Origin of the sequence: Aquipluma nitroreducens (assembly GCF_009689585.1) — a bacterium.
In the GTDB taxonomy this organism is placed as follows: Bacteria; Bacteroidota; Bacteroidia; order Bacteroidales; family Prolixibacteraceae; genus Aquipluma; species Aquipluma nitroreducens.
On the sequence record NZ_AP018694.1, the window covers coordinates 1562615 to 1587974 of the forward strand.

Sequence of the window (25360 nt, forward strand, 5' to 3'; positions counted from 1 at the left end):
AATAGTCTGAAAAATGAAAAAATATATCAATATAACCAAAGGATTCCTTGCAACATTAGCATTGTCTGCGCTTTTGATCTCATGTTCAGAAGATGCAATGGATGATGTGAACAAGGATTTAAATCATACACAGGATGCACCGTCCAAGTTTATTCTTGCCGATGTAATAACTGCTACAGCATTTAATAATGTTGGGGGCGATATTAACACCTACGCTTCTGCATATGTTGAACATGAAGTAGGTACTGATAATCAACTATATCGTGCTGAACACCGCCAGGGAGAACCTTCAGCATCCTCTACCTTTAATAATGTTTGGGGTGGTCTTTACGGAACATTAAAAAATGCCCGTTTAGTCATCGAAAAATGTTCTGCAGGTGGTAGTCAGGAAGGAAATCAGATTACGAAAGGGGTTGCAGAAGTACTTGCTGCTTATAATTCAGGAATAATTGCTGATATGTTTGGAAATGCACCATGGAGTCAAGCTGCACTTCCTTCAAAAACAGGAGCTCCTGTCTACATGAATCCTAAAATCGATACTCAGGAAGAGATCTATGCTGGAATCATGAAATATCTGGATGATGCAATTATTGATCTACAAGGGACTGATGCCCATGCAACCGGACCTCTTGGAACATACGATTTGCTATATGGTGGAAATAAAGCCAAATGGTTAAAATTTGCATATGGATTAAAAGCACGCTATACCATGCATTTGTTAAAGAAATCAGCCAATGTAGCTACCACGCTGCAAACTGTAATTGACTGTGCTGATAAATCATTTAAATCTGCTGACGAACAAGCTGCTTTTGCCATCTACGATGCATCTAACCTTAATCCTACATTCGATTTCCAATGGAGTCGTGATGGTTTAGCTGCAAGTGAAAGTATGTCTCAAAAGCTTATAGAACGCAATGATCCACGCTTACGTCGTGTATTTGTTGATGCTAATTGGAATCAAATAACAGGAGCTGATGACGCGAACTTTTATATGGCTCCTAATGGAGAAAACGATCAGGTTAAATACACATATAATACATCTGTCTTTGTATTTTCACAAACTGCTCCTACTTTAATGATGAGCTACCATGAAGTTATGTTCCTGAAAGCTGAAGCTCTTTGTCGTCTGAACAAAGCAACTGAAGCAGAAGCTGTATTGGAAAGTGCCGTTGTAGCTGCTATCGCAAATACTGAAAATAGTGTTGCTGCTGCTATGAATGCGCCATCTGTTCTGGGTTATGGCGGTCTTTCAGAAACATCTGACGCCATTTCAGAAACAGAAGCTATGGACTATTTTGATACAAGTGTAAAACCTCTTTTTACAGCCAATCCGCTAAAAGAAACAATGAATCAGAAATATCTTGCATTCTTTGGCGCCTCGGGCGAATCAACCGAATGTTATAATGACATTCGCAGATTGAAAGGATTAGGTGAGAACTTGATAAAGTTAAATAACCCAAATCAATTTCCACTTCGCTGCCCATACGGTAACGATGACACAACAACTAACCCAGAAGTTAAAACCGCTTATGGAACAGGTCAGTATGTTTATACTGAACCAGTTTGGTGGGCCGGTGGCACCAGATAGTTGATGTAAAAATTGCATAAAAACTAACGGCCGACTTTTTTTAAGTCGGCCGCTTTTTATATTGATTTGCCAGCAAAATCATTGCTAATCTGGTACAATTTAATAGATCCCCTTTATAATCTATTCGATCAATTCTTCTGGATAGCAGCATTAAACCGAAACCCAATTCCATGAAGGTTTAGTATTTTGATGTTTTCGTCACTACTTAAATATTTTCGTAACCGGGAAATAAAAACATCCAGACTTCGACCCAAATAATAATCATCTGATCCCCAAACTTGTATTAAAATATCTGATCGACTCAATACCTTGTTTGGGTTATCGCAGAAATACCGCAAAAGTTCGGCTTCTTTGTATGTTAAAGTTTTGCGTTCTCCGTTGCAATCCAAATTCAGACTATCGAAGTAAAAATTAAAACGTCCTACTTTGTAATAATTCTGATCATTATTCGCCTCCCCAATATTCAGGCTTCGTTTCAGGAATACACGGATTTTAAGTAGTAACTCTTCCATGCTGAAAGGCTTGGTCATGTAATCATCGCCTCCAATAGTTAGTCCGTTAATCCGATCTTCAGTCATCGAACGTGCGGTTAAGAATATAATTGGGACATGATCATCAATTTCCCTGATTTCTTTGGCCAAGGTAAAACCATCCTTCTTGGGCAGCATAACATCTAATAGGCACAAACTAAATTTATCTGATTTAAAAAGAACCATAGCCGATTCACCATCCTCTGCCGAAGTCACCACATAACCGTTTTGTTCCAAATTATCTTTGATAATAAAGTTAAGGGTTTGATCGTCCTCAACCAGTAATATTTTTTCACCTTGATAGATCATTTCGTTGATTTCTTAGTTTCAACGATAAAAGTACTTCCTTTCATCGAATTTTCGATCACTTTTATTCGCCAACCATGCCTCAATACAATTTTTTTCACATAATCCAATCCAAGTCCAAACCCTTTAACATCGTGCACATTACCTGTGGGCACACGGTAAAACCGGTTGAAAATCTTTTTTCGATCCTTTGCTGGAATGCCAATTCCGTTATCATTAAATAAAATAAAATAGTGGTGCAAATCTTCATTTATCTTGATCGTGATTTCCGGAGTAACAGAACAGTACTTAATCGCATTATCGAGAATATTAAATATAAGATTCGAAAAATGAAGTTTGTCGGCCTGAATAAAAGCATTTTCAACGGAAGGCTCTAGCGTAACACTATAATTTCGGCCATTTTGACTGTTCTTAAACTCTAAAATTGCTTCAGAAATAAATGCATTCAACTCAATTTGTTCCAGATTTAATTGAAGTTTTGTTTTTTCAATAGTTGCCATTTGAAGCAATTTTTCTACATGATCGGCAAGTCGTTTATTCTGATGCCCAACAATCTTCACATATTCAGCCAGACGCTCTGGTTGTTCGCAAATTTTAGGGCTTGATAAAACCTTAGCAGCCAAATCAATTGAAGCGATAGGAGTTTTAAATTCGTGGGTCAGATTGTTAATGAAGTTTTTCTGTATCTCGCTTAATTGTTTTTGCTTAATAATTACGTACAGCGCATAGCCAAAGAAGATTACAACAAAAAATAAAATTCCGTTAAAAAAATACCAGGTCAATAATCTTGAACTGTAAAACTGTGACCGATCTGGGAAATGCACCCCAAAATAATAAGTGAATTTTTCACAGGTAGGTAAATTGCAAGCGTTCCTTTTCTTCTCAACTTTTGCCTTGACTTTATTGTATTGCTTATCATACATGATTTCCTCCATACTGCAAGAAGCAGAATCACAAGTATTTTCATCTTTAATCTTTGGCGGAATTGAATCGGATTTGACCACATCTCCATGAACCATTTTCCCCGAATTACAATCATAAATTGCAAATTCATAGGTCACGTTTAAATTTCGCTTTTTAAATTCAGTCTTTAAAAAGTGTTCCAGAAGGTTTGAGTCGATCACATTATTGACGCTTACCACATAATAATTGTTCGATATTTGCTCGACCTGACATCCATCATTCGGCTTCACCTCATGGTGAAACAGTTTTGCATTGTAATCATTAATCTGACTGGCAACACTCCTTAATGCACTGGTTGTTAGCTGATGAAATTGTTTTTCGTTGAGATCATACGAATTTTTCAGAAAGAAAAACTGGATCAACAGAATTCCCACCACCGAAATGGTAGCCATAATAATAACAAACCCAATTGAATTCCTTTTCATTTTTTAATTCTTGTATCTGATTGACCATACGAAACTACTCAAAAAACATATCTGATTTATTCATTAACATCTCATTAACAAAAGTTTGATTGTAATTAACACGAATTGAAAGAAAGGTTTTATAGATTTGTTCTTGTTGCAGAACAATAAATATAATTTGAATTTTATCTTTGATCTATCTTTTTTAAAATCTCACAGAATTTAAAATAATACTTATGAAAACCTTTTTTTCGCTATTATTGACTTTGCTACTCTGTTTGCCATTTACAAATCAGGCTCAGTCGGCTAAATCAAGAATTGCATTTGAAAAATTACAACACAATTTTGGTACATTTAAAGAAGAACTCGGAGTACAAACTGTTGCTTTTAACTTTAAAAACGACGGTGCAGTTCCTCTGATACTTAACAATGTACAAGCATCGTGTGGTTGTACTACCCCCGAATGGACCCGCGAACCTGTTGCTCCCGGAGCAAAGGGATTAATTAAAGTTAGCTACGACCCAAGGAACAGACCTGGCGTTTTTAACAAAACCATTAGGGTAAGCTCCAATGCCGAAAATGCTGATGTTGTGCTGTCAATACAAGGAGAAGTTACACCACGTGCCAAGACTATTGAAGAAGATTATCCAAATGCAATTGGCCCTCTTCGGGCTAAAACAAATCATGTTGCATTTGCCACAATTAAAGAAAATCAAGTTAAAAAAGATAGCACAGAAATCATCAACAACACGGATCAACCCATACAGCTAAGCTTTAAAACTCCACCTCCACACTTAAGCGCGGTTATCAAACCAGCTAAAATTGCCCCAAAACAAAAGGGTTACATTGTGGTAACGTTTGATGCATCAAAAATTAAAGCATATGGGTTTGTAATGCACCGAATTTACCTAAATATCGATGGGCAAGACGACTATCGTAATTCTATTGCAGTAAGTGCTACTATGGAAGAAGATTTTTCAAAATTAACGGAGGAAGATTTAAAGAATGCTCCAGTTGTTACTTATGATCTGGAATCGTTTGATTTTGGAGACATTAAGCCAGCAACAAAAAATGAACACACCTTTACTTTAAAAAATACTGGTAAAAAAGATTTAATTATTCGCGACGTAAAAAGCTCATGTGGCTGTACTGCCGTTTCGCCTTCAAAGAACACAGTTTCGGCAGGAGAAAGTGTTCCGTTGAAAGTTGTATTCGATTCAACCGGGAAAAGCGGACGTCAGAACAAAACCATAACTGTAATTACCAACGATCCAAAAAATCCGACTTCAGTATTACGAATTTCGAGTAATATTGTAGCTCAGTAATCACAAAAATATATAACTGAAGCCGGTTCAACCTTTTGAATCGGCTTTTTTTTACCACATTCCTAAAGATTTCAATTCATCTATAACTGAAATTCTTCGTTGATCGTTACATTCGCATAAAATTATTGAACATGATTGGAGAACAACCTCATCATCATATAGAAAATGACCCAGAGTTCTCAGGGCTAAATGTAAATCAAGGTATTGAACCGTTGCCTTCGGTAAGCGAGGATTCGGTCAAACGATTTTTAAGAAATAAGAAAAAACGAACGTTATCCGTGCAACAATATGTTGATGGCATCCTGAATGGAGATATAACCACGTTGAGTCAGGCTGTTACCCTGGTCGAAAGCTCGAGACCCGAACATCAGGAGATTGCTCAGGAAATTATCGTAAAATGTTTGCCTTTCTCCGGAAATTCAGTGCGCATTGGCATTACCGGTGTTCCTGGTGTTGGTAAAAGTACATTCATTGAAGCAATGGGCAAACAAATTACTTCGCAAGGGAAAAAACTGGCAGTACTGGCTATTGATCCGAGTAGCGAGCGAACCAAAGGCAGCATACTGGGTGATAAAACACGCATGGAAGACCTTTCCATTGATCCAAATGCCTATATCCGTCCTTCTCCATCAGCCGGATCGCTTGGCGGAGTGGCCCGAAAAACCCGGGAAACGATAATTTTATGCGAGGCAGCAGGCTTTAACCACATTTTTATTGAAACTGTTGGCGTTGGACAGAGCGAAACAGCTGTTCATTCGATGGTCGATTTTTTCCTGTTATTAATGCTTGCCGGAGCTGGCGACGAATTGCAGGGAATCAAAAGGGGCATTATGGAAATGGCTGATGCGATTACCATCAACAAAGCCGATGGAAACAACATTGAAAAAGCAGGATTAGCCCGAATTCAATACCAAAATGCCTTGCATTTATTTCCGTCGCCTGAATCTGGCTGGAACCCAAAAGTTTTGACCTGTTCGGCATACATGAAAACAGGAATCACTGAAATCTGGGAAACTATTGATGAATATCTGACGCATGTGAAAAAGAATAATTATTTTCAGCATCGAAGAAACGAACAATCCAAATTCTGGATGTATGAAACAATTAACGAACAGCTACGGAATAATTTTTATCAGAACGAAAAAATCAAAGCATTAATGGCTGACTCAGAAGAAAAAGTTTTAAGAGAAGAAATTTCATCGTTTGTCGCAGCCAAAGAGTTACTCGATTTATACGATCAAATCAGGAAAAATATTTAACACACTCTAAATAACAGTTTAATGAGAAATGTATTAACAATTTTAGTATTTGCCCTGGCCGTTTTTTCGTGTCAGTCGGCAAAAGATCAGTATTCGATTAAAGGATCGATAAAGGGAGTTGAAACCGGTAAAGTATATCTGCAAAAGCTTGTTGACGGACAGCCTCAAAGCGTTGACACTGCCAATGTCGTTGGCGGCAAATTTACCTTCAAAGGTAAAATGGAAATGCCAGATATTCGGTTTCTTCGTTTAAACGAGCAAGAATATTTTGCCCAGTTCTTTCTCGATAATTCATCGATTACTGTTGTTGCAAACAAAGACAGTCTCCGTAACACCAAAATTACGGGCTCTCCAACGCATGATGTATTCAAAATTTACATTGCTGAGATGGAAAAACTGAGCAACGACGTGAAAAATCTTCAGGATAAATACCAGAGCGCCATGTCGATGAATAACACCGAAGCTGCCGAAAAAGCTAAAATCGACTATCAGGCCATGATCGACAACAATAAAGTTTACACCAAAAACTTTGTGAAAGAACATTCAAACTCAATAGTTTCAGCTTACATAACTCTTTACCAGCTTGCCAATCAGCTTGATGGTGCTGAATTAGATTCAATAACCAGTAAATTTGCTCCTGAAATCAGCAAATCAGAATATGTAGTTAAATTAAATGAACTTGTTCAGGAACAAAAGAAAACTGCAATTGGTGCCGTAGCGCCTGATTTTACAATGAATGATGCTGACGGCAAACCCATTCAATTATCCTCACTGAAAGGGAAAATTGTATTGGTTGATTTTTGGGCTTCGTGGTGCGGACCATGCCGTCAGGAAAATCCAAACGTCGTGAAAATCTATCAGCAGTATCACAGCAAAGGCTTCGAAATACTTGGTGTTTCGCTTGACAAAACTAAAGAAGATTGGTTAAAAGCAATTAAAGACGATAACCTGACGTGGCTTCACGTTTCTGACCTTCAATACTGGCAAAATGCAGCCGCCCGTTTATATGGTGTGAACGCTATTCCACAATCATTTTTGCTCGATAAAGACGGAAAAATTATTGGCAAAGGCCTGAGAGGCGAAGAGCTGGCAAAAAAACTTTCAGAATTATTTCCAAACTAATATTCTCCGGAATAGAATATCTGACAGAAGAGCCGCCCAATGCGGCTTTTCTTGTTTCTGAAATAGTAAAAAACTCGAGAGTAATTCCAATATCCGGAGAACTTTTCATCATTCAAAAGTGTTATTATCCTGTTTGATTTTAATCTAAAGAATCCATCATTTATGAGTTACGATTTAATAGTTATAGGTAGCGGTCCGGGCGGATATGTTGCTGCCATCAGAGCTGCCCAGTTAGGTTTAAACGTAGGAGTTGTCGAGAAAGAAAATTTGGGAGGAATATGCCTGAACTGGGGTTGTATTCCAACAAAATCGCTTCTGAAAAGCGCTCAGGCATTGGAATATGCCAAACATGCCGCCGATTATGGCGTCGCTATTTCAGGAGAAATAAAACCCGACTTTACAGCCATGGTAAAGCGAAGCAGAGGTGTTGCTGAAGGTATGAGCAAAGGGATTCAGTTCCTTTTCACCAAAAATAAAATTGATGTGATTAACGGCTTTGGGCGCTTAATCGATAAAAATACGGTAGAAGTGACTGACGCAACCGGAAGTCGCGCGCTTCATCCAGCCAAAAACATCATTTTGGCCACAGGCGCTCGTTCGCGCGAATTGCCGAATCTGGAACAAGACGGTGAAAAGATTATTGGTTATCGCGAAGCTATGACTTTGCCTAAACAGCCGAAGTCAATGGTAGTAGTTGGCTCGGGCGCTATAGGTAGTGAATTCGCGTACTTTTATCAAAGTATTGGAACTGATGTAACCTTAATTGAATATTTACCAAACGTGGTACCGAACGAAGACGACGAAGTTTCAAAAACGCTCGAACGCTCATTCAAAAAAATGAAAATGAAGGTTTTAACCAATGCCTCAGTAGAGTCGGTTGATACCTCGGGCGAATTGTGCAAGATTACCGTCAAAACAAAGAAAGGCGAAGAACTCATTGAGGCTGAGATTGTTTTATCAGCGGTTGGAATTGCGCCAAACATCGAAAATATTGGGATTGAAGAACTGGGAATTGTGCTTGAAAAAGGAAAAGTTAAAGTTAACGAGTTCTGCCAAACTAACGTGGATACTGTTTTTGCGATTGGCGATATCATTGCAGGACCAGCGCTGGCGCACGTTGCTTCAGCTGAGGGAATACTTTGTGTAGAAAAAATTGCAGGTTTAAATCCTCATCCGATTGACTATTCGAATATCCCTGGTTGTACATACACCAATCCTGAAGTTTCCTCACTTGGAATGACGGAACAAAAGGCACGTGAAGCCGGTCACGAAATTAAAGTGGGTAAATTTCCGTTCACCGCCAGTGGAAAAGCAAGTGCATCGGGACAGAAAGAAGGTTTTGTAAAGCTGATTTTTGATGCAAAATACGGCGAATTGCTGGGCGCGCACATGATTGGCGGAAATGTCACCGAGATGATTGCAGAACTGGTTGTTGCAAAAAAACTGGAAATAACCGGACACGAACTCATCAAATCGATTCACCCCCACCCCACCATGTCTGAAGCTATTATGGAAGCTGCCGCTGCTGCTTACGATGAGGTTATTCATCTATAATAAACTCAATCTTCTCAGAAATTCAAAATAAGTTTTGGATTTTAGAACAAGACCCAGCTTACAAAAGATTGGGTCTTGTTTTATTCGAACAATAAAGTTCTTCAGTTGAATGTTCGTAATCGCTTGATTTTCAGCAATATTGTTTTGCTTCATCATAAATATTTATATTTTTGCCTCGATTAAACTTTTAAAATCATTTTATGAAGAAATTTGCTCTCCTAATTTCTGGAGTTTTTTTGTTGATGAATACTGCTTTTGCTGGCGGAATCTTAACCAATACCAATCAAAGTGCACAATTCGTGCGAATGCTTTCCAGAAATACCTCCACTGATTTGGATGCGGTATATTTCAATCCAGCAGGATTAACTCAACTAAATAACGGCTTTTACTTTGGTCTTCATAATCAAAGCATTTTTCAAAATCGGACGATTACCAGTGGATATCCACTTTTGAATAATTCAGAATACAAAGGTGAAGTTACAGTACCCGTGTTTCCAACTGCCTTTGCTGTATATAAAAAAGACAAATGGGCATTTTCTGCTGGATTTGGACCGAATGGAGGTGGTGGAAGCGCTAAATATGGTACCGGATTACCTAGCTTTGAGAAGCTCATATCTTCAATTCCAAAATCATTAACAGCTTCTGGAATACCAACAACAGCATATTCAACCAATATTAAATTTGAAGGTTCGAGTGTATTCTGGGGAATACAGCTAAATGGAACCTATGCGATCAATGAAATTATTTCGGTCTCGGTTGGCGCCAGAATGTTGAATGCCAACAATACCTACAGTGGTTATCTGAAAGATGTAATGATCAATCCAAACTATCCGGCATTCAAAGCTTCATATACCGGAGGAATGACTTCTGCAACCCAATTTTTTGCCGATGGAAACACATTCCTGAAAGGTCTGGCAGTAAGTTCAACTACTGTTGCTACTGGTCTATCATCTGCCATCAGTGCCGGAACTCCGGCAACAACACCAGTATCTTCAATGCCTGCGGCTACAGCGGCCGCAATAACCCAATTATTAGGAGCTGCAGGAATTAGTTCAGCAGGGATGAATATTGGTACCGCAGCAGCAACTCTAAATGTTGTTGCTACCGGGTTTAACGGGAAAGCATTAGCCATGGACGCTAATTCGCTCGCCACTGCCGATAAAAATGTTGATACAAAACAAACTGGAATTGGTTTTACTCCAATCATTGGCATTGATATTCACCTCGAGAAACTGAATATCGCCCTAAAATATGAACACATGACTATTCTTGGATTGACAAATTCAACGAATGTAGATGGAACAGGTTTATTTCCAGATGGGGCAAAATCGAATAGCGATGTACCTGCTATAATTTCAGGTGGTGCTGACTATAAAGTAACCGAAAAATTAAAAGTCTCAGGTTCGTTCAACTCCTATCTCGACAAAAATGTGAATTGGGGTGGAAATGTTTACAAAGAGCAACGAACAATTGATAAAAATTATTTGGAACTGGCGTTTGGCCTCGAATACAAGTTAACCGATAATTTTGCTCTTAGCGCAGGTTATTTAAACTCGAATACTGGTGTTAGCAAACAATACCAAAGTGATTTTAGTTATAGCAACGACTCCTATACAACTGGGTTGGGATTTCAGTGGAACATGAATAAAAGACTCGTGTTTGACGCTGGTTTGATGCTGACCACTTATAAAGATGACACCAAAACATTTACAGATTATACTCCAAATTACACCGAAACCTATGGAAAAGACACGTTTACTTTTGCATTTGGGATTGGATATAAAATATTCTAATACATCATTTTGTATTATCGAAGGGTGCTTAATCGGGGGATGAGCACCCTTTTTCTTTTTCTGAAACCCGGATCTGCAACAAATTCTTCTGCGTGTTGTTAAAAACATCTCCAGTATTGAGTTAGCTTTGTTGTACCAATAGCCGGAAAATAACAACACAACCATGGAATTTAAAAATTTCACTTACATGATTCTCCTCGTGGGTTCAATTTCCGCTCCCCTGCTACTTAGTTTCGATAGGAAAGTACAGTATTATAAAAACCTGAAATACATATTCCCCGCGATTATAGTCACTGCAATTATTTTTTGGGTGTGGGACATCCGGTTTGTTGAAGCTCAAATCTGGAGTTTTAATCAGGAATATACCATTGGAGTAAACTTAATAGGTATGCCTATTGAAGAATGGCTATTCTTTATTGTTGTTCCTTATTGTTGCATGTTCATTTATGAGGTTCTCAAATATTATCTGCAAAAGTATCAGTTCGCCCATATTTTTAAGTCGCTCAGTGTGCTCCTTATTGCTGTTTTTGCGCTGGTCAGTTATTTTTTCAGACATCAGGATTATACTTTTCTGACCTTTCTCTTTTCAGCATTGTATCTAAGTTACACCCTGATCCGAAACAAATTTACACCATACATTACCAAGTTTTATTTTGCTTTTTTGGTCTCTTTAATTCCCTTTTTGGTAGTCAACGGAATTCTAACTTCGCTACCAGTTGTGAAATATAATTCAGTTCATATCCTGAATATCCGGATTATCAATATTCCTATTGAAGATTTTTCGTATTTATTTCTGCTGCTTTTAATGGTAACTACCATTTACGAAACACTCAAAGAAAGCAGGCATTACTGATTTGAACATTGAAATTCAAGCAAAATTCTCCCTTGATTGGCAAACTAAATGGTTTAAATTGCGATATTTATTCTGATGAAGAAATTAAAGATTGAAATACAAGTTACTGTTTTAACCATCTGCATTGCAGTTGCAGTAATTGTTTCAGGATATCTGGCTTATCAGAGCCTTTCCAAAATTGTGGATACCATTCACAAAGAAGCCCGTCCCGATCTTAAATTAATCCTGATTAAAGATATTGCGTCCGATTTAGGTGAAGTTGAAAACAACATACGCCTCTATAGTCTGACCAGCAATACATCTTTTTTACGTTCGTACCGCCAACTTGGCGATTCCATTCAGAAAAAACTAAAAACGCTATCCAATTATTCAGTTCCCGGGTCCGAAGAAATTTCACATATCGATTCAATCGCTTTACTTGCCAATCACAAATTACGGGTTTGGGATAAAATTAGGGCCCTGCACCGTTCAAAACCAGATACGCACAATTCATTTTCGAACCTATATTCTAAAATTGATACGGTCATTATTCAACCCGACACCATCCGATTTAAGCCTGAAGAAAAGAAAAGTTTCTTCAAGCGATTGTTTGGGAAAAAAGATACGACCACAAAACGCCCTGTTATTATCGATAAAAGCAAAGAAAAGGAAATTATAAAAAAGGAAATTGCAGGAATAGAAGAAGAAATCTCCAGTCAGGCCAATCGGTTACAAAGCAATGAAACGGATTTGTTTGAGACAAACGTTAAGATAACGCAAGAGATCAACCATCATATTAGCAGCATTGAAAATATAGAACAAGAGCGGATGGTAACCAAAACTCAGGAAGCTGATTCAATGGCCGCCGAAACCTATCGGGGAATGGCCATTTTTACCATTGCTGCGGTTCTGTTGCTCATCCTTATTCTGATCTTATTTTTCAGAAACCTTCAGAAAGACCGGACTTATCAGCAAATTCTGAGAAAAGCCAAAGCAGAAGCGGAGAGTTTGGCCAAAGCCAAAGAAATGTTTGTGGCCACAGTCAGTCACGAAATGCGGACACCAGTAAATGCCATCTACGGACTCACCGAGCAAATGCTTCGAAAAACAGATTCGCAAGAAATGACCGCCGATTTAAATGTGGTGTACAAATCGGCCGAACACCTGATTGCTCTTGTAAACGACACACTTGATTTCTCGAAAATTGAATCGCAGAAATTTAAAATTGAACAAATTGATTTTTTGCCTGATGAAATCCTGACAGAAATTCACACCCTGAATAAAGATTCGGCGCAGAAAAAAGGAATCGATTTGATCTTCAGGAATGAAACAGATAAAAATCTGGTTCTACGAGGCGATCCAATCCGACTGAAACAAATCCTGATCAATTTGATTACCAACGCCATTAAATTCACAAATCACGGTCGGGTTTCACTGTCCATTTCGGGAGAAAAAACTTCGGAACAAAACTATTTGTTGCACCTTGAAGTCTCGGATACCGGCGTTGGAATCTCGGAAGACGACCTTCAGTTCATTTTCGATGAGTTCGTTCAGGTTGGTGCCGATCTCAACAAAAAGCAGCGCGGTGCAGGCCTCGGTCTGTCGATCGTAAAAAAACTGGTCCAGCTTCAGGATGGCGAAATTAATGTTGAAAGCACTCCAGGTAAGGGAACCCGGTTTATTCTGAAAATTCCATACAAATATGGTGATCCGAAAAATATTAGATACATTAAGCCAGAACATATTCAAATCCCTTCGTGGTTTCGGAGCCTTCATTTTCTGATTGTTGACGATGAAGAATTTAACCTTTACCTGATTAAAGGCATCCTAAATAAATGGGGTGTTTCGTTTACCGAAGCTTATAACGGGAAGGAAGCCGTTGAACTTGTCAAAGAAAATGCTTACGATTTGATTCTTATCGATATCCAAATGCCAATTATGGATGGATATGAGGCAGCCAACCAGATTTTACAAAATCGTCCATCGTCAAAAATCATTGCACTGACGGCCACGACAAAATCAGTTGATATTCACAAAATGGAGTCTTCAGGAATACATGCTTTTTTACAGAAACCTTTTGCCGAATCTGATTTACTCTCTAATATTCTGAAAATAGTACCGGAAGAATCGGAGAAATCGAGCCAGGAAATAATTTCGCGGGAACCATCGATTGATCTGGACGAATTGGAACGAATGGCTGCCGGCGATACCGATTTCTTTGATGAAATGCTCAGAATTTTCATTCGTTCGAGCGAGGAAGCTCAGGTGAAATTTCAGATGAATCTTCAAAACTCAGATTGGAATGCAATCACTGAATCGGCACACAAACTTGCTGCGCCAGCCAAGCATTTACAAGCAACCGCGCTTTACGATCACTTAAAGCAACTTGAAAACAGGGCTGAAAATACTCCACCGGAAGAGATAAAAAACCTGATTGGGTTAATTGACGCAGATATAAAACACATCAATTCAATCCTGAAACAGAAACTCAAAAGAGAATAGCTCCGGTCAATGAAAATTTTATCAAAATGAGAATTTCGAATCTTATTCAGCTAAAAACTTGCTACCTTGCGGCTCGAAATTCTGAATAGCAAATTGCAATAAACATGTCCGAAAAAGCCTTCAAAATATTTGTAGTTGAGGATGATGAATGGTACAGCCGCTTGCTGGTTCATACCCTGTCACTCAATCCCGACTACGAAATCCAAGCCTTTGGTAACGGCAAAGATTGCCTGGCAAATTTACACCAACAGCCTGATATCATCACTCTGGATTACAGACTACCAGATATGAAAGGGCTGGACGTTTTGAAACAAATCAAGGAAATTAACGAAGATATTCAGATTATACTCATTTCTGAGCAGGATGATATTGGCGTTGTGGTAACTCTGCTTCAGAACGGGGCATTCGACTATATCGTCAAGTCGAAAGACATTCGTGAACGTTTGCTGAATACGGTAAACAACATCAGGCAGGGCAGTAACCTGAAAAAAGAAATTGTGAATTTGCGGCAGGAGGTCAAAAAGAAATACACCGAGCAAGATACAATAATTGGAAATAGCAAGGCAACCCGTAAGGTTTATGAACTGATTGAAAAAGCGATACGGACAAACATTACCGTTACCATAACCGGCGAAACCGGAACAGGCAAAGAACTTGTTGCCAAAGCCATACACTACAGCTCGAACCGATCAAAGCAACCATTTGTCGCAGTAAATGTGGCCGCTATTCCAAAAGAATTGATTGAAAGCGAACTTTTCGGACACGAAAAAGGTGCATTTACCGGAGCCGCTTTCCGCCGGATTGGAAAGTTCGAAGAAGCCGATGGCGGCACACTGTTTCTTGACGAAATGGCTGAAATGGATATAGCTCTTCAAGCCAAATTACTCCGCGCCCTTCAGGAAAAAGAAATTATTCGGATTGGCAGCAACACTCCTGTGAAATTTGATTGCCGAATTATTATTGCAACCAATAAAGACCTTCAGGACGAAATAAAAAAAGGAAATTTCAGGCAGGATCTGTATTACCGACTTTACGGACTTCCCATTGAATTACCGCCATTACGCGAACGTGAAAACGATGTGATCATTTTGGCCAAACATTTTATTCAGGTTTTCTGCAAAGAAAATAAAATGGCGACTAAAACCTTAACACCTGAAGCATCAGCCCGATTGCTTTCCTATTCATTTCCAGGAAATATCCGTGAATTGAAATCGGTAATCGAACTGGCAGTTACACTGGCCGATCAGCATGAAATTTCGGCAGACCACATCGTGTTGGGCAGAGGGCAAGATTTGCTCGACGACATTTTCAGTAATGAACTCAGTCTTCGTGAATACGATATTCGCATTGTTAAAAAATTTCTGGATAAATACGATAATAACATTAAGCTGGTAGCAGAAAAACTAGATCTTGGGGTAGCTACTATCTACCGGATGTTGAAAGAAGACAACAAAGAATAAGATATCTGTCGTTTCTCATTTTTATCAGCCACTACTTCAATTTGATCAATTTGAGAAAATAAAATTCCTGGCACAAATACATAAAACATTATCTACTAGACACTTACTTAATTTACAGATAAGTGGCATATGCATTGCAATGCCTTAATCCGAAATCAGACAGCACTGAAGCTAACGAGAGAGATTGCAGATAAGGATAAGGCGTAATAGCTGTCTGATTTTAGAATTTAAAATCTACTTATTAAAATAAAAAAATTATGGAAACAAAAAAATCGCAGTTAGCAACAATCATTATCGCTGTTATTCTGGTTGTTGGAGTTATTGGGGGTGTATATGTTTACAACCAAAAACAAGATGAAATCAAAACGCTTACAATGGAAAAAAGCGAATTGAACCAAACGATTCAAAAAAGAGATTCAATAGTAAACGACATGGAAGGCACATTCGCTGAAATTGAAAGCAACATGTCTTTCATCAGGGAAAAAAGAAGCCAGATTGCTACCATGCAAACTGAAGGAGGCAAAAATAAGAAACAGTTGATTGCCGAAGATGTGAAACTGATGAATACCATGCTCGAAGAAAGCAGTAAAAAAATTGCTGATTTGGAAGCAAAGTTGAGAAAGTCGGGTATGAATATTAAGTCGTATGAAAAAAGACTTCAGGCTCTAAACGAAACCATCGAAGCTCAGAATACCGAAATCGCTGCATTGAAAACAGAAATTGAAGGTAAAAATGCTAATATCGCTGAACTCGGAACAAAAGTTCAGGACTTAAATAACAACATCCAACAACAAGCTGACACCATCAATTACAAACAAAAAGTGATTATTGACAAGACCGATAAACTGAATACAGCTCACTTTGCCTTGGGAACTTTCAAGAAATTGAAGGAAGAAGGTATTGTAAGCCGCGAAGGTGCAGTTCTTGGAATTGGCGGTGGTAAAGCAGTTCAGGGAAATTTTGACTCAAAATATTTCACCGACGTGGATATTCGCCAAACAAAAACAATCCCGTTGAATGTAAAGAAAGCTGTTGTAATTTCAGAACATCCAAGCAGTTCATATAAGTTGGTTGAAGAAAACGGACAGATTGCTTACCTTCAGATTGAAGACCCTTCTGAATTCTGGAGAATCTCAAAATACGCCGTCATTCAGGTAAAATAATTCAATCACCCCATGCAATCCTCAACAAACAGAAATAAAGCCATGAGAAAATCCAGATAGTTAATGGATTGCATGAATTCAGGACAATTTAGGCGGGCTTCGTTTTAGCCCAAGGAAGTTGTGCTATATATAAAAGGCTGTCAGGATAAATACCTGACAGCCTTTCACTTTTTTGTAGAACCGCATTATTAAATAATACCAAGCGATTTGCCCACTTTAATAAAAGCTGTTACAGCCATGTCAATTTGCTCTTTAGTATGAGCAGCCGATAATTGAACCCTGATGCGAGCTCTGCCTTTAGGCACTACCGGAAATACAAATCCAATCACATAAATACCTTCTTTAAGCAACTCATCGGCAAATTTCACAGCCAACGGAGCATCGTAAATCATCACCGGAACAATAGCTGTGGTACCTTTTACCAGATCAAATCCGGCAGTTTCCATTTTGCTCCTGAAATAACTGGCATTCTCCATTGTTCGTGCCGGCAATTCAGCCGATTCGGTTAACAAATCGAGTACTCTTGAAGTAGCACCTACGGTTGCAGGAGCCAATGTATTCGAGAACAAATACGGACGCGACCGCTGACGAAGCATTTCTATAATTTCCTTCCGGCCTGAAGTACAGCCACCATTTCCGCCGCCCAGAGCTTTTCCGAAAGTGGTAGTTATGATGTCAATTTTCCCGAGTAATCCAAAATGTTCGGCAGTACCTCGTCCGGTTTTGCCAATATAACCCGAAGCATGCGAATCATCAACCATAATCAGGGCATCATATTTTTCGCACAAAGCAACAATCTCGGGTAGTTTTGCTAAATCACCATCCATAGAGAAAACACCATCGGTAACTACCAAACGATATTTGAGCGATTGTGATTCTTTCAGGCAATTTTCGAGTTCAGCCATATCGGCATGCTTGTATCGAGCTCGCTGAGCTTTGCACAAACGCACACCATCAATGATTGACGCATGGTTCAACTCATCGGAAATAATAATGCTGTCATCACCCAAAAGCGGTTCAAAAACGCCACCATTGGCATCAAATGCTGCGCAATATAAAATAGTGTCTTCTGTACCCAAGAATTCAGATACTTTTTTCTCCAGTTCTTTGTGAATCTGCTGTGTGCCACAAATAAAACGAACCGATGAAAGGCCGAATCCCCATTTGTCCATGGTTTGCTGAGCCGCCTTAATTACTTCCGGATGATTGGCCAGCCCAAGATAGTTGTTGGCACAAAAATTCAAAACTACTTTATCGCTCCCAACCGAAATCTCGGAACTTTGCGACGATGTGATTATTCTTTCGGTTTTATATAAACCTTGCTCTTTCAGTTCACGTAGCGTATTTGCTAGGTCTTCTTGAATTTTTCCGTACATGATCTTATTTTTTAATACATAACAAAGTAATGGATTCAATATCGTAAAAAGGGTGATAAAACGCAGTCCGTTTTTTTATGCAAAGATATGTTGTAACCCTACCTCGTTGTTCAACCGATTCATTTAAAAAATGAATTTTAGTCCTTTTCACTGAATCAAAAAAATAATACAGTATTTCTGCATGTATCAGCTTTTTTTTTCATTATTTGGCAACAGTTTTCCTGAAATTAAAGAACCATCAAATGAAAACACTGGTCTTAACCGGAATCCGGAAAATTGAAATGATTGACAAGCCTGTACCTGTGCTGAAAAATGCAACTGATGTTTTGATAAGAGTTAAAACAGTAGGAGTTTGTGGATCAGACATTCATTATTTCGCTGCCGGCAAAATTGGAACTCAGGTCGTTCAATTTCCATTTGCCGTGGGGCACGAATGTTCGGGCATTGTAGTAGAAACCGGCAGTTCAGTTACTCGCGTAAAACCGGGAGATCTGGTTGCTATCGATCCAAGTGTTCATTGTGGTGTCTGCGATCAATGTTTGACCGGACGGCCGCATACCTGTCGCAAGAATATGTTCTTGGGCTGTCCCGGTCAATTGGACGGATGCCTGTGTGAATATATCGTTATGCCCGAATTCTGCTGCTTTGAAGTAAACGAATCGCTTAATCCGATTCAGGCAGCACTCGTTGAGCCTTTAACCATTGGAACGTACAGCGTTGAACTGGCAAACACCAATTTTCAGGACAAAACCATTGGCATTTTTGGCGCTGGACCAATTGGGCTAAGTGTATTAATGGTATTAAAGTCGAAAGCCGACAATACTATTTTCTGCTTTGAACCGTTGGATTACCGTCGGAAGAAAGCTTCTGAACTTGGGGCAAACTATGCATTTAACCCAATCGAAACAGATGCACTTGAAACAACCAGTGAAATTGAACCACTTTTGCTCGATCTGGTTTTTGATTGCAGCGGCGAACAGAAAGCCATTGACGATGCAACCAAGGTTTTAAAACCAGGAGGAAAACTAGTTTTAACCGGCATTCCTCCTGAAGGAAAATATACTTTCGACATGGATATGATGCGCCGAAAAGAAATTACGATTGTAAATGTCCGACGTCAGAATCATTGCGTTGAGAAATCGATCGGCCTGATTAAAAACGGAATACCTGTTGAGCAAATGGTTACTCATCATTTTAAGCCGGAAGCGACGCAACAAGCATTTGAAATGGTTGCCAACTATCAGGATGGAGTGATTAAAGCAATGATCGATTTTTTCTGACAAATCTCATTTGATAAAAAATCAGAATAAAACTCAAAAATATTGCATGGAAGGTAGATTTTCATTTATATTCGCCCCTGAAGATTTATTAAATTTTTTCATATAATTGCACTAAAATATTTATCAATGAATCCAAGTAAACCCAGAGTAATTAAGGATTACGACAAGCTCGATCCGGATATTCAGGAAAAAATCAAACTCGAATATCCAAGCGGATACAGTGAAAACTTAATCTATTTTACCAACAAAGATGGCAAGCGGGTAAGTGCATTGCCCTTCGAAACAGATGACAAATATTATCTGGTTCGGATGACAGTTTATGAAGCTGAGAAAATTATCGAAGAAGATGACGACTACGACAGCACCGGCTCTCTGAAGGATAGCGCGAAGGAAGAATATGAAACCAAGTATGGCGACGATGATATTCTTGCTGCAAGTGACGATGTTGACGAAATTGATGATGTTGCCGATGACGACTTCGATGATGACGACGATGACGATGACGGCGGCGATGATGACGAGGATTAATCCCGTACTACATTAAAAAATCTTCAAAATTTGTCTTTTGCCGGATAATTAGCATCCGACGCTGATTGGCTTAAAAATACTGTATGTCAGGATGTTGAAAAAGCAAATTGCTTTTCACTCCTGAATACATTTAGCCATGATCTTAAAATTAAATTCCAAATCTTTTCTGATTAAAAGTCCAGTCTGAGCTGATCGGCCAGATTGGCAAATGTTATCCGGTGATAGGGAGTTATACCTATTTCCCTGACTAACTTCCTATGGTGTAAGGTTGGATAACCTTTGTTCTTCGACCAATCATATTCTGGATATTCCTGGTGAATGGCTTCCATATAATCGTCACGGTAAGTTTTTGCGAGTATCGAAGCCGCTGCAATAGGCAAATATTTCCCATCGCCCTTAATAATGCAGGTGTGCGAAATTTCGGGATAAGCTTTGAACCGATTCCCATCAATAAGCAAATGTTCCGGTTGTATTTTGAGTTGAGCAACTGCACGGTGCATGGCTAAAAACGAAGCATTTAAAATGTTAATCCGGTCGATTTCGTGATTATCGACAATACCCACAGCAAAAGCCAGGGCCTGCTGCTCAATAATCGGGCGTAATGCGTTTCGCTGCTTCTCTGTCAGTTTTTTGGAATCGTTCAGCAAATCATTCTCGAAATCTTCAGGAAGAATAACTGCCACCGCAAACACCGGACCAGCCAAACACCCACGACCAGCCTCATCGCAACCTGCTTCAATCCGGCCTTCCTGTAAAAATAGTTGTAGCTTATCTTTTTTCATTAACGAGTGGTACTTGTATAAATAAGTAATGTGAACTTAAATCGCCAAATATCAGAACCCTACTTTCAAGTATCAGAAGCTTACTTGTTACATTTATATGCTTACTCGCTAATGCCAGATACTTACTTTCGAATGTCAGATGCCTGTTCGCGAATGTCAGAAGCTTACTTGCTACATTCATGTCCTTACTTTCGACATCCAGATGCTTACTTGTTACATTCATGTCCATACTTTCGATATCCAGATGCTTACTTTCGAATGTCAGGTGATTACTTGTTACATTCATGTCCTTACTTTCGACATGAATAGGGTATTAAGTTAGTTCTTTTCTATTCTGTACGCACCCTCCGATACGCTTCGCTACTCAGGAAGCGGAACTCCGGTCTCCGGTCTTCTGACTCCCGTCTCCATTAGGTATTCGCACAAATCTGGATACTTCCCCAAAGTAATTCAGCCGTTTTATCCCAGCTAAACTTTTCCTTCTGAACAAATCCCTTTTCAATGAGTGAATCGCGAAGATCTTTCTCCTGAAAAATCCGGATCATGGCGTCTTTGATCTGGCTTAACGAAAATGGATCGACGTAAAGCACTGCATTGCCACCAACTTCAGGCAAAGAAGTTGTATTCGAACAAATTACAGGAACGCCTGCATTCATCGCTTCGATAACCGGAATACCAAAACCTTCGAAGAACGGCACAAAAGTGAGCGCCAACGAAGCACCTAATACGCGATGCAGTTCGTCATTATTCAGTCTGCCTGTAAAAACAACATCGTCTTTGTAACGCATTCCTTCGTAAGTCAGCTCAATGTCGCTGGTTTTAAACATGCTCTCACCAACAATCAGCAACTTAGTATCCGACTCAACAGAAGTACGAAAAGCGTCATAAGCCCGCAGCAATCCACAAATATTTTTGCGCGGGTGAATTGATCCGATAAACAAAAAATAGTCTTTACCCTTTGAATAAATCGCTTTTGTATTTGAATTTTCATCGTCGGAAGTAGGCGTATAAGAAGTATTTACTCCATTATAAACTACATCAACTTTATCTGAATCAATTTTATAGGTACGGTTAATATCTTCTTTCGAGAAGTACGATACAGTAACAATACGTTTAGCCTTTCTGGCGAACCTCGGGAAAAAATGATTGTAATATTTTGCTTTTAGCCAGGGCAAATCCTGAGGTCGGTGAGCAAAATTAATATCATGAATAGCTGCCAGTTGGCGAACTCGTGTATTCAATGACAAATAGCCGTCGGGCGAGAAAAACAAATCAGCTTTGTACTTCTTTAAAATCTTCGGAATCTGAATTTCGAACCAGATGAACCACAAAATAGGGTGCCTGGTTGGTGGCGACAATACGATAGGTGTAATGTTATCAGAAAAAATAAACTCATCGGCATACGGACGATCAAAAATAAACAGAAACTGATGTTCCGGATGTTCACAAGTTATCCGTGACAAGGTTTCCCGAGTAAACCATCCAATTCCTTCAAGCTTTTCGGGTAGTAGTAAGCGTGTATTAACGGCGATTATCATAGTTTGAGTTATCGTATCGAAATCTATTCAAATGTACAAAGTCTGCACAAAAAATTGCTACTTTTGACTCACTTTAATCAACCCAGGAAAAGACACTCGCTTGAAACGGAAGTTTATTACAAATCTTTTACTGCTCCTTTTTCTGAATGTTTTAATCAAACCTTTCTGGATATTCGGAATCGACCTCACCGTGCAAAACCTGGTGGGAGACGAAAGCTATGGGTTGTATTTCTCGCTTCTGAATTTTTCGATGATCCTGAATATTCTGCTCGACTTTGGAATAACCAGTTACAACAACAAAAACATCGCCCAACACGGCCAATTGCTGAAAAAACACATTAGTAACATTGTTGGATTAAAATTCCTGCTGGCGGGCATTTATGCGGTAGTTTGCATGGTTACTGCACTGATAATCGGATACAAGCAAGTCCAACTTCATCTTCTTGCTTTCCTGATTTTGAATCAGTTTCTCATCTCATTCACACTTTATTTGCGCTCAAACATTAGCGGGCTACATCTATTCCGAACCGACAGTCTTTTATCGGTACTCGACCGTTCGCTGATGATTATTATCTGCTCAATCCTCCTATTTACCAACATAACCCACCATACTTTTAAGATCGAATGGTTTGTATATTCTCAGTCGGCAGCCTATCTAATTGCAAGTGCGATCACTCTTGGTGTTGTTTTAGCGAGAACCGGAAAACTTAAATTTTATTTCGACCGTAAATTCTTTATCGTTTTTCTCCGGAAAAGCTACCCTTATGCATTACTGATTTTGCTGATGTCGTTTTACAATCGCATCGATTCGGTCATGCTCGAAAGGTTATTGCCCGATGGAAAAGAGCAAGCCGGAATTTATGCCCACGCATTTCGACTACTCGATGCAGTTTCTATGTTTGGCGTTTTATTCGCTGGACTACTACTGCCTATTTTTGCCCGGATGCTCAAACAAAAAGGGGACATTGGCTCGATGGTTCAATTCTCCTTTTTACTTCTATTCGTTCCGGCAATAATTATCAGCCTTTCCTCCGGATTTTACGATAAGGAAATTATGCTTTTACTGAAATACAGTCATACTGAACTCTCTGCATCTATCTTTCAGTTGCTGATGGTTAGTTTTTTGGGCATAGCCACCACCTATATTTTTGGCACACTTCTCACTGCCAATGGAAGTATCAGGCAGCTAAACTGGATGGCAGTTGTCGGAATGGGACTAAATATTGGATTAAATTTAATCCTGATTCCTCATATTCAGGCATTGGGATCGGCCTGGGCCAGTTTGGCAACACAACTCTTTACAGCAGTGGCCCAAACCATTCTGGCTGTCATTATTTTGAAACTGAATATTAATTACCGTTTAATCGGCAAATTGATTTTGTTTGTTTGCTTTGTATTTCTGGCAGGGTATTTTAGCCGGCAAATAGACACCTGGTATCTGGGTTATGCAACAATGATTGCTACAAGCATATTATTTGCATTTATTTCCCGTTTAATAAACCTGAAAGCATTGGCAGAAATCATTCGAAACGATCAGCAGGCATGAGCAGAAAGTTAACTCCTGAAGATTTACAAAACGAAAGCGAATTCGAACTTCTCACCGAGGTTTCGCATCAAAAACTGCGTGATTTTGTGGTGGAACAAATTACCGAAGAAAGATACCTTATCCGGATTTATTCCATTTATCAGGTAATCATGATGATCATATTTGCATTTCTTCTGACCCGAGGCATTGTTTTGGTATTCAATGGTCATTCTGAAACATTAATAAATGTAGGATTAGCAGTCATATTTTCATTTTCCGCTTTGATCATCGTACACGAACTGCTTCACGCGTTGGCTTATATGATTACGGGAGCAAAGAAAATTTCGTTCGGCGCAATCCCGAAAAAATTTATTTTTTATGCTTTGGCCGACCGCCAGGTGATTGCAAAACGAGCTTTTCACGTTGTTGCGTTAACTCCTTTTGTTGTTGTGAAGCTGATTTGTCTGATTGGGATCATTAGTTTTTACAACGACCAAATCATGTACTTTTACCTGAGTATAATGTGCCTTCATTCATTATTTTGCGCCGGAGATATAGCCATGCTGGCCTTTTATCGGATTCACAAGGGAAAAGAAATTTACAATTTTGATGACAAAAATGAAGGGAAGACTTATTTTTACACCCGAAAACTAGAAATATAGATTATGACAATTATAGAAGCCATTGTTATTGCTGTTGTGGAAGGAATTACTGAATTTCTGCCCATTTCATCTACCGGTCACATGATAATTACAGAGGCCTTGCTAGGCGTTAACATGGATGAATTTACCAAGGCATTTACTGTTAACATTCAGTTTGGAGCTATTCTTTCAGTAGTAGTACTTTATTGGCGCAGATTCCTTCAGAGCTGGACGTTTTATCAAAAGCTACTAGTTGCTTTTATGCCTGCAGCTGTTATTGGATTACTTGGTAGTGATCTTATAGACCAATTATTTGAAAGTGTAATGGTTGTAGCAATCACCATGTTATTGGGAGGGATACTGCTTTTATTTGTTGACAAATGGTTTAAAAAGGAAAAAGAAAACCAGAAAGTTACTTATCGTAACGCTTTGAAAATTGGATTTTGGCAGTGTATTGCCATGATACCGGGAGTTTCGCGCTCTGCAGCAAGTATCATTGGTGGCATGCAGCAAAAACTGAGCAGAACCAATGCCGCCGAATTTTCGTTTTTTCTGGCTGTTCCAACTATGGCAGCCGCTTCAGGGTATAAACTTCTCAAATTAATTCTTCATCCTGATGGCATTTCAATGATGAAGGACAATTTAACGACATTATTAATCGGTAACATCGTTGCCTTTATTGTGGCTATGATCGCAATCAAAACGTTCATCACTTTTTTACAGAAACACGGATTTAAAGTGTTCGGTTGGTACCGTATTGTCGTTGGCCTAATCCTGATTACCCTTTTGCTGATGGGTGTTGATTTGAAGGTGGTGTAATCTCACAATTTTTACCAAACAAAAATGGTCACCTGATTCAAAATCAAGTGACCATTTTTTATTTGATGTT

At 39.0% G+C, this 25360-nt stretch carries 21 protein-coding genes; 15 read left to right on the top strand and 6 right to left on the bottom strand.

Annotated features, from left to right (window positions below; translation table 11 throughout):
- Nucleotides 1–13 precede the first annotated feature (13 nt).
- Nucleotides 14–1588: a SusD/RagB family nutrient-binding outer membrane lipoprotein gene (locus tag AQPE_RS06515; protein WP_318350247.1), complete on the top strand. Its 1575-nt coding sequence runs from the start codon at nucleotides 14–16 to the stop codon at nucleotides 1586–1588.
- A gap of 128 nt (nucleotides 1589–1716) precedes the next feature.
- On the opposite strand, the gene AQPE_RS06520 is transcribed toward AQPE_RS06515, so the two are convergent.
- Both AQPE_RS06520 and AQPE_RS06525 read right to left on the bottom strand, forming a co-directional pair.
- Nucleotides 1717–2427 carry a response regulator transcription factor gene (locus AQPE_RS06520; RefSeq protein WP_318350248.1) on the bottom strand — a complete coding sequence of 237 codons (711 nt, stop codon included), beginning with the start codon at nucleotides 2425–2427 and terminating at the stop codon, nucleotides 1717–1719.
- Nucleotides 2424–3812 (bottom strand): sensor histidine kinase, encoded by a 1389-nt coding sequence (locus AQPE_RS06525; protein ID WP_318350249.1) that lies wholly within the window; start codon nucleotides 3810–3812, stop codon nucleotides 2424–2426. The genes AQPE_RS06520 and AQPE_RS06525 overlap by 4 nt, the downstream gene beginning before the upstream one ends.
- A 215-nt stretch (nucleotides 3813–4027) precedes the next feature.
- Here AQPE_RS06525 and AQPE_RS06530 point away from each other — a divergent pair, with 215 nt between their 5' ends.
- The 9 genes from AQPE_RS06530 (at nucleotide 4028) to AQPE_RS06570 (ending at nucleotide 16801) form a co-directional block, all read left to right on the top strand.
- Entirely contained in the window at nucleotides 4028–5116 is a 1089-nt protein-coding gene (locus AQPE_RS06530) for a DUF1573 domain-containing protein (RefSeq protein ID WP_318350250.1), read from the top strand.
- A gap of 131 nt (nucleotides 5117–5247) precedes the next feature.
- A complete protein-coding gene (meaB, locus tag AQPE_RS06535; protein ID WP_318350251.1) occupies nucleotides 5248–6375 on the top strand; it encodes a methylmalonyl Co-A mutase-associated GTPase MeaB in 1128 nt (375 codons plus the stop codon).
- Between the two features lie 21 nt (nucleotides 6376–6396).
- Entirely contained in the window at nucleotides 6397–7497 is a 1101-nt protein-coding gene (locus tag AQPE_RS06540; protein ID WP_318350252.1) for a TlpA disulfide reductase family protein, read from the top strand.
- Nucleotides 7498–7659: 162 nt separating this feature from the next.
- Nucleotides 7660–9051 carry a dihydrolipoyl dehydrogenase gene (lpdA, locus tag AQPE_RS06545; protein WP_318350253.1) on the top strand — a complete coding sequence of 464 codons (1392 nt, stop codon included), beginning with the start codon at nucleotides 7660–7662 and terminating at the stop codon, nucleotides 9049–9051.
- 200 nt (nucleotides 9052–9251) lie between these two features.
- A complete protein-coding gene (locus AQPE_RS06550) occupies nucleotides 9252–10844 on the top strand; it encodes an OmpP1/FadL family transporter (RefSeq protein ID WP_318350254.1) in 1593 nt (530 codons plus the stop codon).
- Nucleotides 10845–11007: 163 nt separating this feature from the next.
- Nucleotides 11008–11697, top strand: coding sequence for a lycopene cyclase domain-containing protein (locus AQPE_RS06555; protein WP_318350255.1), 690 nt, complete (start codon nucleotides 11008–11010; stop codon nucleotides 11695–11697).
- 75 nt (nucleotides 11698–11772) lie between these two features.
- Nucleotides 11773–14178: an ATP-binding protein gene (locus AQPE_RS06560; RefSeq protein WP_318350256.1), complete on the top strand. Its 2406-nt coding sequence runs from the start codon at nucleotides 11773–11775 to the stop codon at nucleotides 14176–14178.
- A gap of 104 nt (nucleotides 14179–14282) precedes the next feature.
- The gene (locus AQPE_RS06565; protein WP_318350257.1) at nucleotides 14283–15638 is read left to right on the top strand and encodes a sigma-54-dependent transcriptional regulator; all 1356 of its coding nucleotides are present in this window, start codon (nucleotides 14283–14285) and stop codon (nucleotides 15636–15638) included.
- A gap of 257 nt (nucleotides 15639–15895) precedes the next feature.
- On the top strand, nucleotides 15896–16801 hold the full coding sequence (locus AQPE_RS06570) for a Cbp1 family collagen-binding glycoprotein adhesin (protein ID WP_318350258.1): 906 nt from the start codon (nucleotides 15896–15898) through the stop codon (nucleotides 16799–16801).
- A 188-nt stretch (nucleotides 16802–16989) separates the two neighbouring features.
- On the opposite strand, the gene kbl is transcribed toward AQPE_RS06570, so the two are convergent.
- Complete coding sequence (gene kbl / locus AQPE_RS06575) at nucleotides 16990–18177, bottom strand: glycine C-acetyltransferase (RefSeq protein WP_318350259.1); 1188 nt, start codon at nucleotides 18175–18177, stop codon at nucleotides 16990–16992.
- A gap of 242 nt (nucleotides 18178–18419) precedes the next feature.
- Here kbl and AQPE_RS06580 point away from each other — a divergent pair, with 242 nt between their 5' ends.
- Nucleotides 18420–19457: a zinc-dependent alcohol dehydrogenase gene (locus tag AQPE_RS06580; protein ID WP_318350260.1), complete on the top strand. Its 1038-nt coding sequence runs from the start codon at nucleotides 18420–18422 to the stop codon at nucleotides 19455–19457.
- 126 nt (nucleotides 19458–19583) lie between these two features.
- On the top strand, nucleotides 19584–19985 hold the full coding sequence (locus tag AQPE_RS06585) for a hypothetical protein (RefSeq protein WP_318350261.1): 402 nt from the start codon (nucleotides 19584–19586) through the stop codon (nucleotides 19983–19985).
- Nucleotides 19986–20155: 170 nt separating this feature from the next.
- Here AQPE_RS06585 and AQPE_RS06590 read toward each other — a convergent pair whose 3' ends face one another.
- The 3 genes from AQPE_RS06590 to AQPE_RS06600 all read right to left on the bottom strand — a co-directional run bounded on the left by AQPE_RS06590 (nucleotide 20156) and on the right by AQPE_RS06600 (nucleotide 22305).
- Nucleotides 20156–20767 carry a ribonuclease HII gene (locus AQPE_RS06590; RefSeq protein WP_318350262.1) on the bottom strand — a complete coding sequence of 204 codons (612 nt, stop codon included), beginning with the start codon at nucleotides 20765–20767 and terminating at the stop codon, nucleotides 20156–20158.
- Nucleotides 20754–21053 (bottom strand): hypothetical protein, encoded by a 300-nt coding sequence (locus AQPE_RS06595; protein ID WP_318350263.1) that lies wholly within the window; start codon nucleotides 21051–21053, stop codon nucleotides 20754–20756. The genes AQPE_RS06590 and AQPE_RS06595 overlap by 14 nt, the downstream gene beginning before the upstream one ends.
- Before the next feature lie 124 nt (nucleotides 21054–21177).
- Nucleotides 21178–22305 carry a glycosyltransferase family 4 protein gene (locus tag AQPE_RS06600; RefSeq protein WP_318350264.1) on the bottom strand — a complete coding sequence of 376 codons (1128 nt, stop codon included), beginning with the start codon at nucleotides 22303–22305 and terminating at the stop codon, nucleotides 21178–21180.
- 100 nt (nucleotides 22306–22405) lie between these two features.
- Here AQPE_RS06600 and AQPE_RS06605 point away from each other — a divergent pair, with 100 nt between their 5' ends.
- The 3 genes from AQPE_RS06605 to AQPE_RS06615 are packed head-to-tail and all read left to right on the top strand — an operon-like array spanning nucleotide 22406 to nucleotide 25290.
- Nucleotides 22406–23851 carry an oligosaccharide flippase family protein gene (locus tag AQPE_RS06605; RefSeq protein ID WP_318350265.1) on the top strand — a complete coding sequence of 482 codons (1446 nt, stop codon included), beginning with the start codon at nucleotides 22406–22408 and terminating at the stop codon, nucleotides 23849–23851.
- Complete coding sequence (locus AQPE_RS06610) at nucleotides 23848–24492, top strand: DUF3267 domain-containing protein (protein WP_318350266.1); 645 nt, start codon at nucleotides 23848–23850, stop codon at nucleotides 24490–24492. The genes AQPE_RS06605 and AQPE_RS06610 overlap by 4 nt, the downstream gene beginning before the upstream one ends.
- A 3-nt stretch (nucleotides 24493–24495) precedes the next feature.
- Nucleotides 24496–25290 carry an undecaprenyl-diphosphate phosphatase gene (locus AQPE_RS06615; protein WP_318350267.1) on the top strand — a complete coding sequence of 265 codons (795 nt, stop codon included), beginning with the start codon at nucleotides 24496–24498 and terminating at the stop codon, nucleotides 25288–25290.
- Nucleotides 25291–25360: the final 70 nt, after the last annotated feature.

What these genes read in the sequence shown, in the direction of transcription:
- AQPE_RS06515 (WP_318350247.1), top strand. Translation starts at nt 14, where the DNA reads ATGAAAAAATATATCAATATAACCAAAGGATTCCTTGCAACATTAGCA.
- AQPE_RS06520 (WP_318350248.1), bottom strand. Translation starts at nt 2,427, where the DNA reads ATGATCTATCAAGGTGAAAAAATATTACTGGTTGAGGACGATCAAACC.
- AQPE_RS06525 (WP_318350249.1), bottom strand. Translation starts at nt 3,812, where the DNA reads ATGAAAAGGAATTCAATTGGGTTTGTTATTATTATGGCTACCATTTCG.
- AQPE_RS06530 (WP_318350250.1), top strand. Translation starts at nt 4,028, where the DNA reads ATGAAAACCTTTTTTTCGCTATTATTGACTTTGCTACTCTGTTTGCCA.
- meaB (WP_318350251.1), top strand. Translation starts at nt 5,248, where the DNA reads ATGATTGGAGAACAACCTCATCATCATATAGAAAATGACCCAGAGTTC.
- AQPE_RS06540 (WP_318350252.1), top strand. Translation starts at nt 6,397, where the DNA reads ATGAGAAATGTATTAACAATTTTAGTATTTGCCCTGGCCGTTTTTTCG.
- lpdA (WP_318350253.1), top strand. Translation starts at nt 7,660, where the DNA reads ATGAGTTACGATTTAATAGTTATAGGTAGCGGTCCGGGCGGATATGTT.
- AQPE_RS06550 (WP_318350254.1), top strand. Translation starts at nt 9,252, where the DNA reads ATGAAGAAATTTGCTCTCCTAATTTCTGGAGTTTTTTTGTTGATGAAT.
- AQPE_RS06555 (WP_318350255.1), top strand. Translation starts at nt 11,008, where the DNA reads ATGGAATTTAAAAATTTCACTTACATGATTCTCCTCGTGGGTTCAATT.
- AQPE_RS06560 (WP_318350256.1), top strand. Translation starts at nt 11,773, where the DNA reads ATGAAGAAATTAAAGATTGAAATACAAGTTACTGTTTTAACCATCTGC.
- AQPE_RS06565 (WP_318350257.1), top strand. Translation starts at nt 14,283, where the DNA reads ATGTCCGAAAAAGCCTTCAAAATATTTGTAGTTGAGGATGATGAATGG.
- AQPE_RS06570 (WP_318350258.1), top strand. Translation starts at nt 15,896, where the DNA reads ATGGAAACAAAAAAATCGCAGTTAGCAACAATCATTATCGCTGTTATT.
- kbl (WP_318350259.1), bottom strand. Translation starts at nt 18,177, where the DNA reads ATGTACGGAAAAATTCAAGAAGACCTAGCAAATACGCTACGTGAACTG.
- AQPE_RS06580 (WP_318350260.1), top strand. Translation starts at nt 18,420, where the DNA reads ATGAAAACACTGGTCTTAACCGGAATCCGGAAAATTGAAATGATTGAC.
- AQPE_RS06585 (WP_318350261.1), top strand. Translation starts at nt 19,584, where the DNA reads ATGAATCCAAGTAAACCCAGAGTAATTAAGGATTACGACAAGCTCGAT.
- AQPE_RS06590 (WP_318350262.1), bottom strand. Translation starts at nt 20,767, where the DNA reads ATGAAAAAAGATAAGCTACAACTATTTTTACAGGAAGGCCGGATTGAA.
- AQPE_RS06595 (WP_318350263.1), bottom strand. Translation starts at nt 21,053, where the DNA reads ATGAATGTAACAAGTAATCACCTGACATTCGAAAGTAAGCATCTGGAT.
- AQPE_RS06600 (WP_318350264.1), bottom strand. Translation starts at nt 22,305, where the DNA reads ATGATAATCGCCGTTAATACACGCTTACTACTACCCGAAAAGCTTGAA.
- AQPE_RS06610 (WP_318350266.1), top strand. Translation starts at nt 23,848, where the DNA reads ATGAGCAGAAAGTTAACTCCTGAAGATTTACAAAACGAAAGCGAATTC.
- AQPE_RS06615 (WP_318350267.1), top strand. Translation starts at nt 24,496, where the DNA reads ATGACAATTATAGAAGCCATTGTTATTGCTGTTGTGGAAGGAATTACT.